At 44.4% G+C, this 16009-nt stretch carries 13 protein-coding genes; 5 read left to right on the plus strand and 8 right to left on the minus strand.

Features of this window, described 5'->3' with window-relative positions; genetic code table 11:
* Positions 1-914 precede the first annotated feature (914 nt).
* Both ACXLDX_RS05340 and ACXLDX_RS05345 read left to right on the plus strand, forming a co-directional pair.
* Positions 915-2042, plus strand: a complete 1128-nt coding sequence (locus ACXLDX_RS05340) for a hypothetical protein (RefSeq protein WP_457576162.1) — start codon at positions 915-917, stop codon at positions 2040-2042.
* A 73-nt stretch (positions 2043-2115) separates the two neighbouring features.
* Positions 2116-3477 (plus strand): FlgO family outer membrane protein, encoded by a 1362-nt coding sequence (locus ACXLDX_RS05345; protein WP_457576163.1) that lies wholly within the window; start codon positions 2116-2118, stop codon positions 3475-3477.
* Between the two features lie 216 nt (positions 3478-3693).
* Here ACXLDX_RS05345 and ACXLDX_RS05350 read toward each other — a convergent pair whose 3' ends face one another.
* From ACXLDX_RS05350 to ACXLDX_RS05375, 6 genes are all read right to left on the minus strand, one after another.
* Entirely contained in the window at positions 3694-4452 is a 759-nt protein-coding gene (locus tag ACXLDX_RS05350) for an amino acid ABC transporter ATP-binding protein (RefSeq protein ID WP_457576188.1), read from the minus strand.
* Between the two features lie 153 nt (positions 4453-4605).
* A complete protein-coding gene (locus tag ACXLDX_RS05355) occupies positions 4606-5697 on the minus strand; it encodes an amino acid ABC transporter permease (RefSeq protein WP_457576164.1) in 1092 nt (363 codons plus the stop codon).
* A 5-nt stretch (positions 5698-5702) separates the two neighbouring features.
* Positions 5703-6884: an amino acid ABC transporter permease gene (locus tag ACXLDX_RS05360; RefSeq protein ID WP_457576165.1), complete on the minus strand. Its 1182-nt coding sequence runs from the start codon at positions 6882-6884 to the stop codon at positions 5703-5705.
* A 586-nt stretch (positions 6885-7470) separates the two neighbouring features.
* Entirely contained in the window at positions 7471-8499 is a 1029-nt protein-coding gene (locus ACXLDX_RS05365; RefSeq protein WP_457576166.1) for an amino acid ABC transporter substrate-binding protein, read from the minus strand.
* 276 nt (positions 8500-8775) lie between these two features.
* Positions 8776-9318, minus strand: coding sequence for a SelL-related redox protein (locus ACXLDX_RS05370; protein WP_457576167.1), 543 nt, complete (start codon positions 9316-9318; stop codon positions 8776-8778).
* Positions 9315-9563 carry a hypothetical protein gene (locus ACXLDX_RS05375; RefSeq protein ID WP_457576168.1) on the minus strand — a complete coding sequence of 83 codons (249 nt, stop codon included), beginning with the start codon at positions 9561-9563 and terminating at the stop codon, positions 9315-9317. The genes ACXLDX_RS05370 and ACXLDX_RS05375 overlap by 4 nt, the downstream gene beginning before the upstream one ends.
* 33 nt (positions 9564-9596) lie before the next feature.
* Here ACXLDX_RS05375 and ACXLDX_RS05380 point away from each other — a divergent pair, with 33 nt between their 5' ends.
* The 3 genes from ACXLDX_RS05380 to ACXLDX_RS05390 are packed head-to-tail and all read left to right on the plus strand — an operon-like array spanning position 9597 to position 12649.
* Complete coding sequence (locus tag ACXLDX_RS05380; RefSeq protein WP_457576169.1) at positions 9597-10085, plus strand: FecR family protein; 489 nt, start codon at positions 9597-9599, stop codon at positions 10083-10085.
* 58 nt (positions 10086-10143) lie between these two features.
* A complete protein-coding gene (locus ACXLDX_RS05385) occupies positions 10144-10746 on the plus strand; it encodes an OmpA family protein (protein WP_457576170.1) in 603 nt (200 codons plus the stop codon).
* 7 nt (positions 10747-10753) lie between these two features.
* Entirely contained in the window at positions 10754-12649 is a 1896-nt protein-coding gene (locus ACXLDX_RS05390) for an aspartyl protease family protein (RefSeq protein WP_457576171.1), read from the plus strand.
* Here ACXLDX_RS05390 and ACXLDX_RS05395 read toward each other — a convergent pair.
* Together ACXLDX_RS05395 and ACXLDX_RS05400 are read right to left on the minus strand one after the other, a co-directional pair.
* The gene (locus tag ACXLDX_RS05395) at positions 12623-13906 is read right to left on the minus strand and encodes an erythromycin esterase family protein (protein ID WP_457576172.1); all 1284 of its coding nucleotides are present in this window, start codon (positions 13904-13906) and stop codon (positions 12623-12625) included. The two genes, ACXLDX_RS05390 and ACXLDX_RS05395, sit on opposite strands and share 27 nt — an antisense overlap.
* 316 nt (positions 13907-14222) lie before the next feature.
* Positions 14223-15569 carry a dynamin family protein gene (locus ACXLDX_RS05400; RefSeq protein ID WP_457576173.1) on the minus strand — a complete coding sequence of 449 codons (1347 nt, stop codon included), beginning with the start codon at positions 15567-15569 and terminating at the stop codon, positions 14223-14225.
* Positions 15570-16009 lie beyond the last annotated feature (440 nt).

Consider the following 16009-nt stretch of genomic DNA (forward strand, 5'->3'; position numbering starts at 1 on the left):
ACCAGCCGCAGAATTTTACAGAAAAAATTGAACCAAATACTCTGAAAAGAGAACAATATTACATCCGGGAAATAGTTTTTACCACATCTGGGGGTTATTTATGACTGTTTCCTTACTTCTAAATAACAAAAGTTATCTTGATTACCCATGAAATTCAGCCAAATTGTGGATGTGCCTGTTTTATCAGGCTAGCCTACGGTCAAAAATCACTGGAAATCTCAATTGATAAGGAATTCAAATGAAAAAGTGTCAGTCCAGGTCATATTATAATCAGTCTAAAGTGATTTTTGAAATACGCCTGATAAAACAGGCACATCCCCAGACTCACAAATAACAGGCTGAGTTTCATACATAATCAGGTTATTTTTAAATTTGACCCGGCAACGCCCAGGTGGAACGCTTATTACTTGGAAATGCAGAAATTATTTTCAGTTGTTTTTCTGCAGATATGTACCGTGAAAGGAATTGAATGTAATTGGTCACAGGGGTAGCAAGTCGATGATTTTATTACTTCTGAACTGTAATTACTCACAGGTGCTGCAGGTTTTTGCAGGCTCTTTTGTTCGCTATAGCCTAACCTATGCGGACAAAAGAGGCCATGAAAAGCTGGGGTGCCTGTGAGCAATTACGATTGAATTTCCTTTCTTTAGTGTGGTATCATTTTTCTAAACCTGAAAGATAACACTTCACCTGAATGGTGTGTAAACCTGTGAACAGTTACAGTTCAGAAGGTATAATAAAAACAAACAGGCTACCTTGAAAAAATAACATTATTGTTCAAGATCGGGGAACAATGAAATTAAAAAAGGCAGCATATTGGCCGTATGTGCGCATTTTTCATTTTCCTGTAACGTAGAGATCGGGCAAAAAGGCAAATTTTCAAAACTGCCCAAAATAATTTCTGGAGTAACTCAATGAGACCTTTGCTGTTTTTCCTTTTTTCCATCATCCTCCTTTCCTGTCAATCCCTGTCTGCCGGTCAATCCATAAAAACGGCCGGGGAAAAAACCGTTGTGGTTGAAGGTTTCGGCACTTCCAAACAGGAAGCCCTCCTCCAGGCAAAACGTGCTGCCGTAGAGGAAGGTATAGGTGTAATGCTTTCTTCACAGACCGAAGTGGAAAATTTTGTCCTGAAAAAAGACAGGATAATCACCCAGAGTTTCGGGGCTGTCACAAAGTACACACTTCTCAAGGAAAATCATGAAGATGACACATGGCATGTTAAAATAAGAGCCACGGTTTCCCTTGACAGTATCAAGGCCAACCTGATGGCTCTGAAAATACTCCTTATCTCCATGGATAAACCACGTATGATGGTTCTTATTCAGGAAGAGAACGGAAAGAACAGTGAAAGTGCGATAGTTGACTACCTGAGAAAGAAAAATTTTGATCTTGTCGACCCGGCCCAGGCAGCAGCGCTCATGGATAAAAAAGATCCTTTTATTCTCAGAGCACTGCAGGGTGACCCTGTGGCTGCTGCCCGACTTGGAGCCGAAAATGGCGCAGAATACATCCTCGTTGGCAAGGTCAGGAAATCATTAATGACCAACAAACTGCTCAATAACACTGGAATGAAATCAGGGCAGGCAAGTCTCACCGTTAAAGTCGTAAACTGCTCAAATGGCAGAATAATAACAAGTAAATCAGCAACCGGTGCCGCTGTCCATGTGGCGGAGGAAATAGCCACCGGCAAAGCGGCAGAAAAAGCTGCAGAAAACCTCATGGACAACGCACTTTTTGAATCAATTGTTGCATCCTTTCAGGACACTGTGAACAATGGTGCCGACTTTGAGATAACAATCTCCGGAGTAAACAATTACAGGATGCAGAAACAAATCACCAGGCGACTCAAAGAGTTTAAAAACGTAATAGCAGTAACCAAGAGAAATTTCGGTGGGGGAAAACTATCCCTGGCTGTAACGTATAAAGGAACAACTGACGGCTTCTGCGACAAGGTCGACAGTTCAAGCATTGGCCGAAATTCACTGATGGTAACCGGTGTTACCGGTAACAGGATAACCATGAATCTGGAGCCGAAGTGACAATACCTGACTGCTCTTAATTTTCAAATATTAGCACAAATATAACCAGTTAACAGAATCATCCGGAGAAAAAATGAGATCGTTTACAACATGGTTCATTACATTCTGTCTTCTTTTACTGCTTCCATTGAATGTGTCTGCCGATTTTAAGAAAACCAAGATAGCTGTACTCGATTTTCAACTCCAGGGAGACAGTTTTGAAAATAAGGATCTTGGAGCCATTGTTGCAGAATGGTTTATCACATCCATGGTCAAAGAGGGACGATTTGATGTGGTGGAACGCAGATTGCTGCAGAAAATCATCAATGAACAGAAACTGGCCATGACCGGCCTGATAGACACTTCCAGCGCCACACAACTCGGTAAACTGCTGGGAGTGAAAGTCATAATCTCCGGCTCAGTAATGAAACTGAGACACATGGTGGAGATTAATGCCAGGATTATCGATGTTGAAAGTGCATCAATCATCGCCGCGGAAAATGTCAGAAGCAGCAGAAATGACAGCCTGCAGGATCTTGTCATTGAAATGTCAAAGAAAATAATCAAGAATTTCCCCCTTGAAGGATATATTGTCAATAGACATGGTGAAATCATTACTCTAGATCTCGGGATTCGTACCGGAGTTAAACCCGGTATGAAATTCATTGTTTTCAAAGAAGGTCAGGTCATCAAACACCCGAAAACCGGTGAAGTTCTTGATGTCGAACGTATCGAAACCGGCCTTGTTACCATCACGGAGATCCGGAAAAAAATATGCAAGGCCAGAATTGAAGAGGAAAAAAGTCCCGGCTCCATAGAGTATGGTCAACTGGTTAAGAGCGTTATTGAACAGGAGCCCGAAAAACCACGGCTCTACATTGCCACAATTCCTGAAAACTGCCGGATCCGTATCCTCAATATAGGGCCCCGCTATAAACAGGGAATGATCCTGCAACCCGGAACCTACCATGTGGAAGTTTCGGCAAACGGCTATAAAAAACAGACGCGATGGATCACAGTGGATCCTGGCAGAGAAAAGCATATTACCGTAATCCTCCAGCCTTATGCTCAGACAACTTTTGAACCTGAAACCGTCCAGAGAAAAGAATTGCCGCAATCATCGTCGCAAAGCCGATCTTCCCTTTCACGTGAGGAGGCCAAGTATGTTAAAATGCTTCGTTCAAACAACCTTCGATCTAAAAGGGACGCCGCTAAACGAATAACCCGGGCGGCACTTTCAAACAGTGCTGTTCTTGATGTCGTTGAAAACGAACTGATGAAGGGCTATAGCGTAAATCTTTCAAACAGGTCTCACGTGGACACAATGGCGTGGCTCTGCAAGGCGCTCGGGGCTTCAGGCATGCAGAAATACAGGCATTCTCTGGAAAAAGTTGTCAGAAACACATCCAGCAGAAAATTACGGGGATACTGCAGAAAAAGTATGAATAATTTGTAGGCAGATTAATACTCACAGGAGCAGCAATTCTACGGTGTAATCGCCCATGAACCGTGATTACTCACCTGGCGCAATGGTTTTGCAGTCTCTTTTGTCCGCGTCTACCTAAACGGACAAAAGAGACCGTGAAAAACCGGGTTGCCTCTGAGCAGTCCGGACACAGGAAAGTGACATTGGGACATCGCGCGAAGACAGGGCAACCGACAGCACCTGTTCTTACAGAATCTGACTGAGAAACAGCTGTGTCCGCTCATGTTGAGGGTTGTCGAAAAACGCATTCGGTTCATTTTCTTCAACAATTTCACCATAATCCATAAAAATAACCCTGTCCGCAACAGTCTTGGCAAAACCCATTTCGTGAGTAACAACTATCATGGTCATCCCTTCCTTTGCCAGGTCAACCATAACATCAAGCACTTCTTTGATCATCTCCGGATCCAGAGCAGAAGTCGGCTCATCAAACAGCATTATTTTCGGTTTCATACAGAGACTTCTCGCAATAGCCACCCTCTGCTGCTGCCCGCCGGATATCTGTCCCGGGTACTTATTGGCCTGCTCCGGAATACGCACAATTTCCAGATAATGCATGGCCAGCTCTTCCGCCTCTTTTTTCGGCATCTTGCGTACCCAGATCGGTCCCAGTGTCAGATTATCCAGAATGGTCAGATGGGGGAAAAGATTGAAATGCTGGAAAACCATACCGACCTCAGCTCTGACTTTTTCAATATTTTTCAGATCTCGGGTGAGCTCCGTACCATTGACAATGATCTTACCCCTCTGGTGTTCCTCCAGCCTGTTGATGCATCGAATCATAGTTGATTTACCAGATCCTGAAGGACCGCAGACAACTATTTTTTCCTGGGGCAGAACGCGAAGATTAATATCCTTCAGAACGTGAAACTCATCAAACCATTTATGCATTTCAATTATTTCAATGATTGGTTTTCTTTCGTCCTGTGTTCCGGCATCTTCCATTAACTGCTCGTTTTTCATTGATCTTTCCCTCGGGATAGTCGATATATAGATATTAATTTATGACAAATCATAATGTCATTACTCAAAGGTTAATATCTCTTTGTTTTTTACCTCTGGACTGAAATTACTCCCCCTCCACAGATCTTTACTGTCTCATGTGTCCGCCTTATATTCCAGCTCCGACTCAATGTGCCTGCTGTACTGTGACATTGAAAAACAGAACACATAGTAGATGAGCGCAATAAAAATATAAGCTTCCGTACTGAATCCTGTCCATTCCGGAACATTGAGGATAGATTTTGTTGTATTGAGAATATCATACAGGGCAATAATCACTACAAGCGATGTATCCTTAAATGCCGAAATCAAAACTCCGACAGTTGGAGGAATCACAATCTTTAAGGCCTGTGGCAGAATAATCAGTCGCATTTTCTGGAAATAATTCAATCCAAGAGATTCCGCAGCTTCATACTGCCCTTTATCCATGGCCTGCAGTCCACCACGGACAACTTCAGCAATATAGGCCGCGGTGAAAATGATGATAGCCACCTGCGCTCTCAAGACCTTGTCAATGGTAACCCCTTCCGGCAGAAAAAGCGGGAACATGACCGATGACATAAAGAGCATGGTGATCAGGGGAACCCCTCGAATGACTTCAATATAGACAATACAGAATGCCTTGATAACCGGCATGGTTGACTGCCTGCCAAGAGCGAGAAAAACCCCGAGTGGATAGGAAGCGAGAATACCGAAAAATGAAAGCAGCAGTGTGAGTGGCAGTCCACTCCATTTAGTGCTCTCAACAGATACCAGACCGAAAAGCCCTCCCTTCATCAAGAGCCCCATGACAAACAGCGCCACAAGCCAGGCATAACCCAGCTTTTTGTTCCATTTCTTCCAGTCTCTACTGTACACCAGCATAAACACAAGAATAATCATGGCTACCAGGGGGCGCCATTGATGTTCATATGGGTAATATCCAAAAATATTAAACCGGATATTCTGGGTTACAACCGACCAGCAGGCGCCGTCTGCCTGATGACACTCACTGCCACTTGTGAACCACACGCTGTCGATAAAAGCCCAGCGAACAAACTTGGGAATGAATTTCAGGCCGGCCAGAATAATGACAACAGTAGCGATGGAATTAAAAATTCCATTAAAAAGATTGTTTCTCATCCAGCCTATGATACCTGTATTACTTATCGGCGGCTTGATGGTTTCAACCTGGGAATGTGAGGACATACTTGTCACCGTTCAATAATTGCTATTTTCTTATTATACCAGTTCATAAAGGCTGAAGTCGCTAAACTGAGGGTCAGATAGACAAGCATCATCAGGGCAACTCCTTCCACTGCCTGTCCTGTCTGATTAATTGTTGTTCCTGCAACCTGTACAAAATCCGGATAACCTATCGCCACAGCCAGAGAGCTGTTTTTCGTCAGATTCAATAACTGACTTGTCAACGGTGGAACTATTACGCGCAGGGCCTGGGGAAGGATAACCAGGGACAGTACATGTTTGGACTTCAAACCAATGGACATGGCCGCCTCGGTCTGTCCATGACTGATGGACTGGATGCCGGCCCTGACAATCTGGGCAATAAATGAGGCCGTATAGAGAACAAGCCCGAAGAGCAAAGCTGAAAACTCTGGACTGATATTCATCCCTCCCTTGAAATTAAAACCTTTCAGCTCAGGAATATCCAGGGCGACAGGTGCTCCACAGCCAAGCCAGGTCAACAGCGGCAGGCCTGCCATAAGGCCGAGCCCTACCCAGAAAGCCGGGAACTGTTGCCCGGTTTTCTCCTGTCTTTTCCGTGCCCACCGTGCCTGCAACCAGGCAATCACGCAACCAATAATAAAGGCTACGCCCATATAGGACCAGGCATAATGTTCCGCTGGAACGGCAAAGTCAATTCCCCGGTTGGAAATAAAAACCCCAGCCACAGGTGTCAGTGCCTGACGTGGCCCGGGAAACGCCTCGTAGAATAGAGAATAGAAGAAAAAAAGCTGCAGCAGAACAGGAATATTCTGAAAAGTCTCCACGTATATTGTGCCAAGTTTTGAAACCAGCCAGTTTGAGGAAAGAGTGCAGATCCCCACTACTGTTCCGAGAATCGTAGTCAACACCATTCCAATGAGAGAAACCTTCAGGGTATTTATAACTCCAACAATAAGGGCTCGTCCATAACTGTCGGCGGCAGTATATTCTATGGATTTCTCTCCAATCTCGAATGCAGCCTCCTTGCCAAGAAAATCAAATCCACTGGCAATAGACTGTTTTGCCATATTTTCCTGGACATTGGATATCAGGTAATAGCCGATAAAGGCAACCAGCAGAGCAGTTACAACCTGATAAATAATTCCTCGTGTTTTCTCATCATTCCAGAAATATGTCTTTCCCGCCAAATCTTTTGTGTTTGCAACCATTGCGGTTCACTGGGTAGTTTTTGTGTAATTACTCACAGGCACGCCAGCTTTTCACCTTCTCTTTTCTTAACTTGGATAATTTCTGTCCGGAAATGAGCAATTTCGTTCAAAATCAAGAACTGCAAAAAATAAGCGCAGACATATAGTTAATATTCAGAGCATTATTTTTTGAACATGACGCAGAGTCTGGGCGAAAGGGCCATTTATGGACAAGCACTGGATAATTTATAGAAAAGAGTCAGTAAAAATCTGTGACAGCAAGCAATTGCAGTTCAGGGGTTAGAAAAACCAAGAGTTATCAACCCTCTACAAGTTATATTATCCAACCGGTTTTCCAATCTTTTTTTCCAATTTCGTCCGGGAACAGTCATGAAGATCCCGTTTGAAACTGTCAACAAAATCTGTCGTTGAAAAAAGATTTGGGACGTTAGATAAAACGACACTCAGAGTTGAATTCATCTGAAAATTCCACTTCACAAGATCTTTCAGACGCAGTTGAGATTTTCAGATAAAATCAACCGGAAACTCCGGGGATCCCGTCCGGCTGAAACAGGATTCTTCGCCGGACGGGATGTCGATCAAATCACTATTTAAAAGGTGGGGAATACATCAGGCCGCCGTTGGTCCATAAAGCATTGAGACCACGTTCAATTCCCAGCGGAGTATTGACACCAACATTACGTTCAAAAACTTCGCCGTAATTTCCTACTTTTTTAATGATATTGTAAGCAAACTTCTCATCTACTCCAAGAGCTTTACCGTTTCCGGGGGTTACACCAAGAAAACGCTGAACCTTGGGGTCACTGCTTTTCAGCTTTTCATCTACATTTTTGGAAGTAATGCCAAGTTCCTCAGCATTAATCATGGCCAGAACGGCATAATTGACAATATCTTTCCACTGGTTGTCACCGTGTCTTACTGCCGGTGCCAGTGGCTCTTTGGAAATAATTTCAGGAAGGATTTTATATTTTCCAGGATCTGGTGCACTGGCACGAATTCCTGCCAGCTGAGAAGCATCGGAGGTCATGACATCACACCGGCCCGCAAAAAATGCCTGAGAAAGTTCTGCCGTGGATTCAATGGTAACGGTTTTCCAGTCCATTTTGTTGGACCTGAAAAAGTCAGCGGCATTTTGTTCAGTGGTCGTTCCGGGAAGAACACAGACTGTTGCCCCGCTCAATTCTTTTGCACTGTTAACCCCAAGAGCTTTTGGCACCATGAAGCCCTGTCCGTCATAGTAGTTGACCTGGACAAAATCAAGACCAAGGGCAGTATCTCTTCCGAGAGTCTGGGTTGCGTTACGGCAGAGAAGGTCTATTTCTTTAGACTGCAGCGCAGTAAACCTGGTCTTGGCAGTCAAAGGAGTATAGCGGACATGATCCTTGTAATCACCGAAAACTGCAACAGCAACAGCACGTGCGGTATCCACATCGAGCCCTTTCCATACACCTTTTTGGTCAGCCTTACCGAACCCGAAAAGATCCCCGTTGACACCAACCTGAATATATCCCTTTGCCTTTACAGCTTTAAGCGTATCTCCGTTTCCGGCAAAAACCAGGCCGGCAGAAGACAAAATCAGGGTGCATCCAATAAACAAGCTCTTGAGATTGCGCATTTTTCCCTCCAGAAAAGATGATTAATACTATTAAAGAAACCGATAAAACACCTCCGAAAAAATCAGGGATATAAAACTGTTTCCCCTGAAATATTTCCTTCTGTAAGTAGCATAAAAACAACTCTTTTAGCAAGATGTTATTAAGCGAAAACAAATGATTCTTGCCGCCCCACGTTTTGTAACTCCTCAGAGGAGCGGCAACTGTATGGTTTTATGACCTCCTAACGAATGTCGTTACAAAAATTTCATCTGGCCGTCACGAATTCAGCTTTCAGATCAATCATGAACCTGTTGCAGCAGGGTGCTGATATCCGGTCTGTCCGCAGGACCACGTCCCACATGGACAAAACGAACAGTATTGTCCGGATCGAGTATAATATCACCACCCTGCTGATGAATATCGCCGTTACTCTTTTTCGGCAACCGTCCCTGGAGAAATTCCCGAAAATAGGCCAGCCAGGTTCGATAACCCCATATTTCCCAGAATGTACCCTGCCCCATACCAAAATAAGTATACAACTCCTTTTTTTCATCGAGAATGACCGGCCAGTGGAGCTTGGTATCTTTCAGATATCCAACCGCATTTCGCCGGGATTCAAAACTCACCGCGACAACCCGACAATTGCTTTTTTCCAGATCTTCTTTCAGCTGATACAACTGTACCAGATGTCCGAGACAGGGGAGTCACCCCAGGTGTCTCAAGAAAACCAGAATTGTCCATGTTCCTTTCCAGTCTCCGGTTTTTACCTTCTGACCACTCAGGTCATACAACTCTACTGACGGCAGATTTTCTCCCACCACACCTGATTTCTGAATCATCCACTTCCCCCGTAAAATGAGTTCGCCCCATAAACAGCCATGACCTGACTCCATGGCTCAACCGCAGCAGACTGATGAAAATCCCGGTTGAGGCGATACACCCTTTGACCGTAAATTTTCAGATGAACCGTACCCGGGTGTTCACCGAGAATAACGACCTGTCCGGACAGAGTCTTATGATTAACCAGCCTCATTATTGGTTGACCATTGCTGATTCCTTCCCTATGTTGTATTACTAATGACACTTCATCTACGGAAAGTCAAACCGGAGAAATACCATGAAACAGTTCTTTCTTTCCTGCAGCATCCTCTTTCTGTTCTGTGCTCTGACACCTGTACAGCTTTTTGCTGAAACAACTGTTGGAAAAGTCAAGGGAACCCGGGGGCTGGTATCCATCATTAGAAATGGTAAAACCGCACCCGCATTTCCGGGAGATGCCATCTACCAGAGCGATACAATTATTACAGGCTCAAACGGGGCTATCGGTATTCTGATGGAGGACAACACCCTGATTTCCATGGGTCCCATCAGTCGCGTTAAGATGGAAAAATTCCTGTTCAAACCTGATAAAAATGAATATGCCATGAAGCTGCGCATGATAGAAGGTACATTTGTATACCAGTCGGGCCTGCTGGGAAAACTTGCGCCCCACGCGGTAGAACTCGACACACCGGTCGGCAGAATCAGCATGCTTAAGGGTACTGATTTCAAAGCAAAATTTGCAGCTCGTTCAGGCGGCGGAGGACGCAGCCTGATCAGACAATAAACTGATTGCAGCAAACCTGGCCTGCAGCTCCATCTCATCCGATTGCACGGGGTATTTTATGAATATAAAATTTTTCATCGTTTTAATCATTTCCATTCTCCTGTTTGGTTGTGCCTCAAAAGAGAACATCATTGTTCTCAGCCAATCCGAAAACGGGTCAGTGGGTGCCTTGAAAATTAACTCCACTAACGGTAATTCGGTGGTTCTTGATCAACCGGATATGGCAATTATCACCGATTCTGATGAATCTGAACTCCCTGCTCCAGTCCATATTGACAGTGCGGAGACAACGACACTCTTTCAGGAAGCTCTTGCGGTTCACCCCCTTATGCCCAAAAGCTTTCTTCTTTATTTTGAATCCAACTCCCCTCGAATTAACTCATCATCTCTGAAAATTATTGAAAAAATTATCCAGACCATCAGAGAGCGGAACTCCCATGACATCGCTGTAATTGGTCATACAGATCGAACAGGTGATGATGCATACAACAAAACTCTTTCTCAAAAACGGGCCCAGTCAGTCCTTGATCTGCTGATTTCCAGAGGAATTAACAAAGAAGACATCACAATGTCATATCATGGTGAAGGAAACCTGCTTGTCCCGACTGCCGATAATATAGCAGAACCGGCAAACCGCAGAGTGGAAGTAATGATCCGTTGACAGGTTCATGGCCAGGACAACCTTCATTGTCATTCTCGGGACTATTCTCCTGTTCTTCTACGGGAATCTACGGGCTGATCCAGGTGATATCCAGGATCCATACGAGGTTTTGCTGGCCCACTACAATGCAATCGGCGGCCTGGAAAAACTAAAAACAATTAAAAGCAGTTACAGTGAAGGACTCATCCGTCTGGATGGTATGCAGGGAAAATTCAGACATTGGGAAAAAGGACCTCTGCAGTACCGCACTGAAGAAAAATTCGATGCTGTCTTTCAGACTGATGGGGACAGTGGCGAGGTTTCCTGGCAGCTTGACACCAATGGACAGGTTCTTCTTTTTAAAGACAGGGAAAGTAAAAAACGCAGGGAAATTGCCAGACGCATAGAACTTTATGAACATCTCAACCGCGACTCTCCTGTCTTTACTTTAACCCTGGAGGCCAGTAAAGTTGTCAAAGGACAGGAATGCTACCAGGTATTATTAAGTAACAGAATTAACAAGGATATTTCCCGGTTTTTCATCAATAAAAAAACACTATTGATGGTTAAATCCATATCCAGGCAGCCCGATATGGAGGTAATCACCTATTATAATGATTACCGATGGGTAGAGGGAGTTCAAATTCCTTTTCATGATTTCTCCACATACCTCCCCTGGGAAAAGGAGGAGGAGACAACCATCTCCCGCTACAAAATAAATCCTGCCGTCAATGAAGATCTTTTCGCTGTTCCCGAGCGAAAACGTGATTTCCACTTCCTCACCTCAAAAGACTCTGCAGTTATTCCTTTTCTTTTTGCTGAAAACATTATCTACCTTGAAGTTTCAGTTAAAGACAACACACGCTACTGGGTACTGGACAGCGGCGCATCCATGTCCGTAATTGATGCAGAATATGCGAAAGAGCTTCAACTGCAACAGCATGGCAGGATCAAGGGACATGGATTCGGCGATCTTTTTTCTCTTTCATTCGCCACACTCCCCACATACCGCGTTGGTTCTGTTCTTTTTGATCCACAAACAGTTTTCGTGGTAAAAAATCTGACAAAACAAAGCTACGAGCCTGAAATTGCAGGTATTCTCGGGTATGACTTTCTCTCTCGTTTTGTGGTGGAAATTGACTACGATCAAAAATTGGTCATCCTCCACGACCCTGAACACTACCAGGGAAACAGCTGTGCCGGAACCATGGTTGAAGCACCACTTAAATACAGAACATTTACAATCCCTGTCACTCTTGACCATAAATACAGGGGGGACTGGTCACTTGACCTGGGAGCCCATACCAGTTCAATCCACTTTTCTTTTGCGGAAAAAAACAACCTGCTCCAGCGCCGGGGGATAGAAACTATCAGCCAGGGAATTTCGGGAATCAGTTTTGAAAAAACAGTGCAGTTTATTGATCTGGAAACCGCAGGTTTTCATATAAATTATCCACTTGTCACCATGCCGCTGAAACGTGGCAAAGGAGCAACGGCTCTCGGAGAGATTGCCGGCAATCTTGGAAACGACATCCTCAGTCACTTCAATCTTATTCTAGACTACAGAAACCAGCAGGTCATTTTCATGAAAGGCAGGAATTTCCAGAAACATCAGCCGAGGGATAAGTCGGGAATCCTGATCGGCAGATCCGAATTCAGGGAACCGATGGTTTCTTTTGTGGCTTCAGGAAGTCCAGGGTATAAAGCCGGGTTCCTGGCAGGGGACATTATAGTCAGAATAGATGAGCGGAACATACCCCCCGGAACATCTGTTCTCCCACTGCGCGATATTTTACGGCAAGAGGCGGGAACCACACATGTTTTCACAGTGGTCCGCAATGGCCGGCAGATACGGCTGCCACTGACACTGGCAAATCTGTTCCCAGTCACGCCTGAATCAGTCGCTCTCAAGAAGCCTCAATGATCGTGTTTTTTTCCAGAAAACAAGCGCATCATATCGCCGGGACACGTTGATGATCAGGTAGTTGTCCGGATACTCGGCTGAAGGATCATATACAACACCGATTCCTCTATGCAGAAAAGGCCTGTCCCACAACTGCCTCTGCTCTTCTTCCGGCCAGAAAAGCAACGGATTCTCCCACTCGGTACCATAAAGCAAAGACTCGACAGACCCCTCTACGGTGGGAGGCACCCTGAAAATCTGGACACCAAGTCCCCATTCTTCCGCCCCAAGAACTGTGCCATTGTATCCGGCGCTTCCCAGGATAAACACCTTTTCTCTGCCAACCATCTTCCTCAGCAGGCTTCCCATGTTGGTGATTCCGGAATCGTCCAGGTTCACACCATCACGATCCCCCACATGATTGTTATGTGCCCAGACAACCACGCCTTTTCTCCCCGATCCTGTATGCATCAGGTCGTTAACAAAACCTGCCATATGGCGCGCACGAACATTCCATGCATGGTACTGATCTTCGGCCATTGTTCTGTAGTATTCCTCCACCGCAATAAGCATATGCAGCAATCTTTTTGTCTTTAATCCTGCTGTTTCAAGGGATTGAAGTATTTCCGTTGCCAGCAGATTGGCTTTTTCCGTTCCCTCCATGATCCTTCTTTTATAGAGTTCCGGATCATTCATATATTCCTGCCACCAGGGGACAAGCTCAGCCAGCAGTTTTGCCGCCCTGCTGTCCGGCTCCAGTTCTTTTGACAGAGATTCGAGGGTAGCACCCACAGCCTGTTGCATATCCATACCGTAACAATGAATGCGATTATCCTGATCCAGCTCCCTGTTATAATCCTTCAACCAGAGCACGAACTCGACAAGTTCTTCATTGGCCCATACCCACTCCGGCCAGTGTGTAAAAGATTGGAGCAAAGCCTGTCTTGGACCAATCGTGGAAGGTAACAATCCGTTTATATAAGCATCAATTTTTTCAACACTGTCCCATTCCGCTTCCAGAACAATAACCCGTACCCCGAAGTCTCTGATCAGATGACGTGTCACCAGCTTTCTGAAAGCATAATATTCCTCAGTTCCATGACTGGCATCTCCCAGCAGAAAAACGGATTTCCCCTTGATTTTCTCCAACATGAAGGGCAGTCCCTGCCGGGCATCAACTGCGAATACAGGCAACTCCTGTGAGTCTTCGCCTGAAGAAAAGGTGGAAACAGCCATCAGACAGTAAAAGCAGAAAATACAGATCAGCCATTTTTTCATTTTCACCTCCTGGATTTTCTCAATTCAAACCTGTTTCCCTGGCCGATGATATCTTTATAACGTTTGCGAATAAAAAAAAATCGGAAAACAGACCGAGCTGTTTTCCGACATCAAAATCCACAAAGAGATAATATAATTAGTGCCTGTCCATAAATTGTCTTTTGTCAGATATTCGCGTTGCCCAAGAAATTTTATCCTCGGAGGTAAGCGTAGGCTCCGATATCAATTGTATGCCTGCGGTATAATTTCCCGTGCGCCTTGATCTCGAACAAAAAACCTCATTTCTGGACAGACATTAGATAGATAATCAAAAGAGCTATTTAGCAATCTTATTATAATATCTCTTTAAATCAACATTTAGAAATCCCTGTATTTTTGCCAGAGAACGACCATAACCGCTCCAGATATCCTTCACGGAAAGACCTTCAAGATTTTCCCTGACCTTTGCTTCCATCTTCTTCCAGAGATTTTTCCTGTAATCGTTGTCAATACGGACAAGATCAGCTCCTTTGGCAAGCGCCTTTTTCAACATCTGAGGATAAATAACCTTACTGAAACTCAACGCACCTACAGCGAGAACAACCAGGGCAAATATGGTTGGAATAACAAGATTACCAAGAGAAAAAGTCCCGTCCCGAACGGCAGTGATCATGGTGCTTTCCGGATAAGATATCAGACTTTTCAAAAGAACATCACCAAACAGAAATAACAGAAGGGCTATCCCTCCGGTAATTTTAGAAACTTTCCATGAAACCCGCTGACACCTGGCGGTAAAATTGCCCATTGCCTCGGCAACCATCTGCAGCTCATTCACCTGACGATCAATATCCTCCAGAATATGATTAATCCTGAAACCTGGAGCGTTGTTGATTTTTTTTATCAGTTCTTCCCGTTCCTGGGGCCATCCTTCAGCAATATTATCTGGATTTGCCGCTTCAGGAGAGTATGTCAAATAAATATGAGGAATATCTTTTCTGCCGGTCATCTGTGACATATTCCAGCAGAGTGTTCCATACGAACGGGTAAAATCACTGAGATTGTCACATTCGTCAATTCTGCTCATTACAAAAATAATCCGATCTTCACCGGATTTCTCAGGTAGGGTATTCCTGATGGCAGTATAGGATTCCTTAATGGTTCCAGCCTTATGGGGATCAAACATCAACACGATCAGATCAGCCATTTTAGCCAGATCACCAAGAACAGCCATATAATCATAACCCCGATCTTTCTCACTCGTTGCATCAAGCATTCCCGGGCTGTCAATAATAGCCATGTTCTCCAGAACCGGGCTGTCAATATGCTTCATGCACATATGGGAAATCAGTCTTTCACCATATTTTTTGAATTTCCCAAAGGGCATGGATGCATCATTCACTAGAGTTGAACCAGGAATTTCACAGGGTTCCACCCCGGGGTCGGAGGTGATGACAGTGAAAGAATCATCAGTTGGAGCCTGTCCTGTTCTTTGGATATCCTGGCCGACCAGTTCATTAATCAGGGTAGACTTCCCAGAGGAGTAGTTACCAATTACGAGAACCACCGGCTTCCATTTCATGGTCGATTCGAGACCAGCAAAATCCATTTTATAGCGGGCGAACAGGGGAGCAAGTTTCTTTTTTACTTTAGTCTGTAACTGATTTTGCAGTTCTTTTTCATTCATTGCTAACTCACAGTATTTGTTAAATCTTGACGACGTTGCCTAATTGGCGCCCATTTTTCCTCAGATAACAAAAAACAAAACCCACGAATACTGAATATCCTTCTAACAAATTTTCTCGGCCTTACCAAACAGAAAAACAGTAAATTCTCCCAGGCATGCCTGATTACCGGCATAATCAGACCATAAATATGCATAGCCGGATATAATATTATTCAACTACTAACAAGTGCCTGCCATACATGGTTTTTTCCCGATATCTGCGTTGCCCGAAAAATTTTATCCTCGGAGGTAAGCGTAGACTCCGATATCAATTATATACCTGCGGTAAAATTCCCCGTGCGCCTTGATCTCGAACAAAAATCCTTATTTCTGAACAGACATTAACAAGGTGAGTAACGATATATGTAACAACTCACAGGGGCTGCAACTCTTAGATTTTA

Source organism: Desulfomarina sp. (assembly GCF_054039375.1).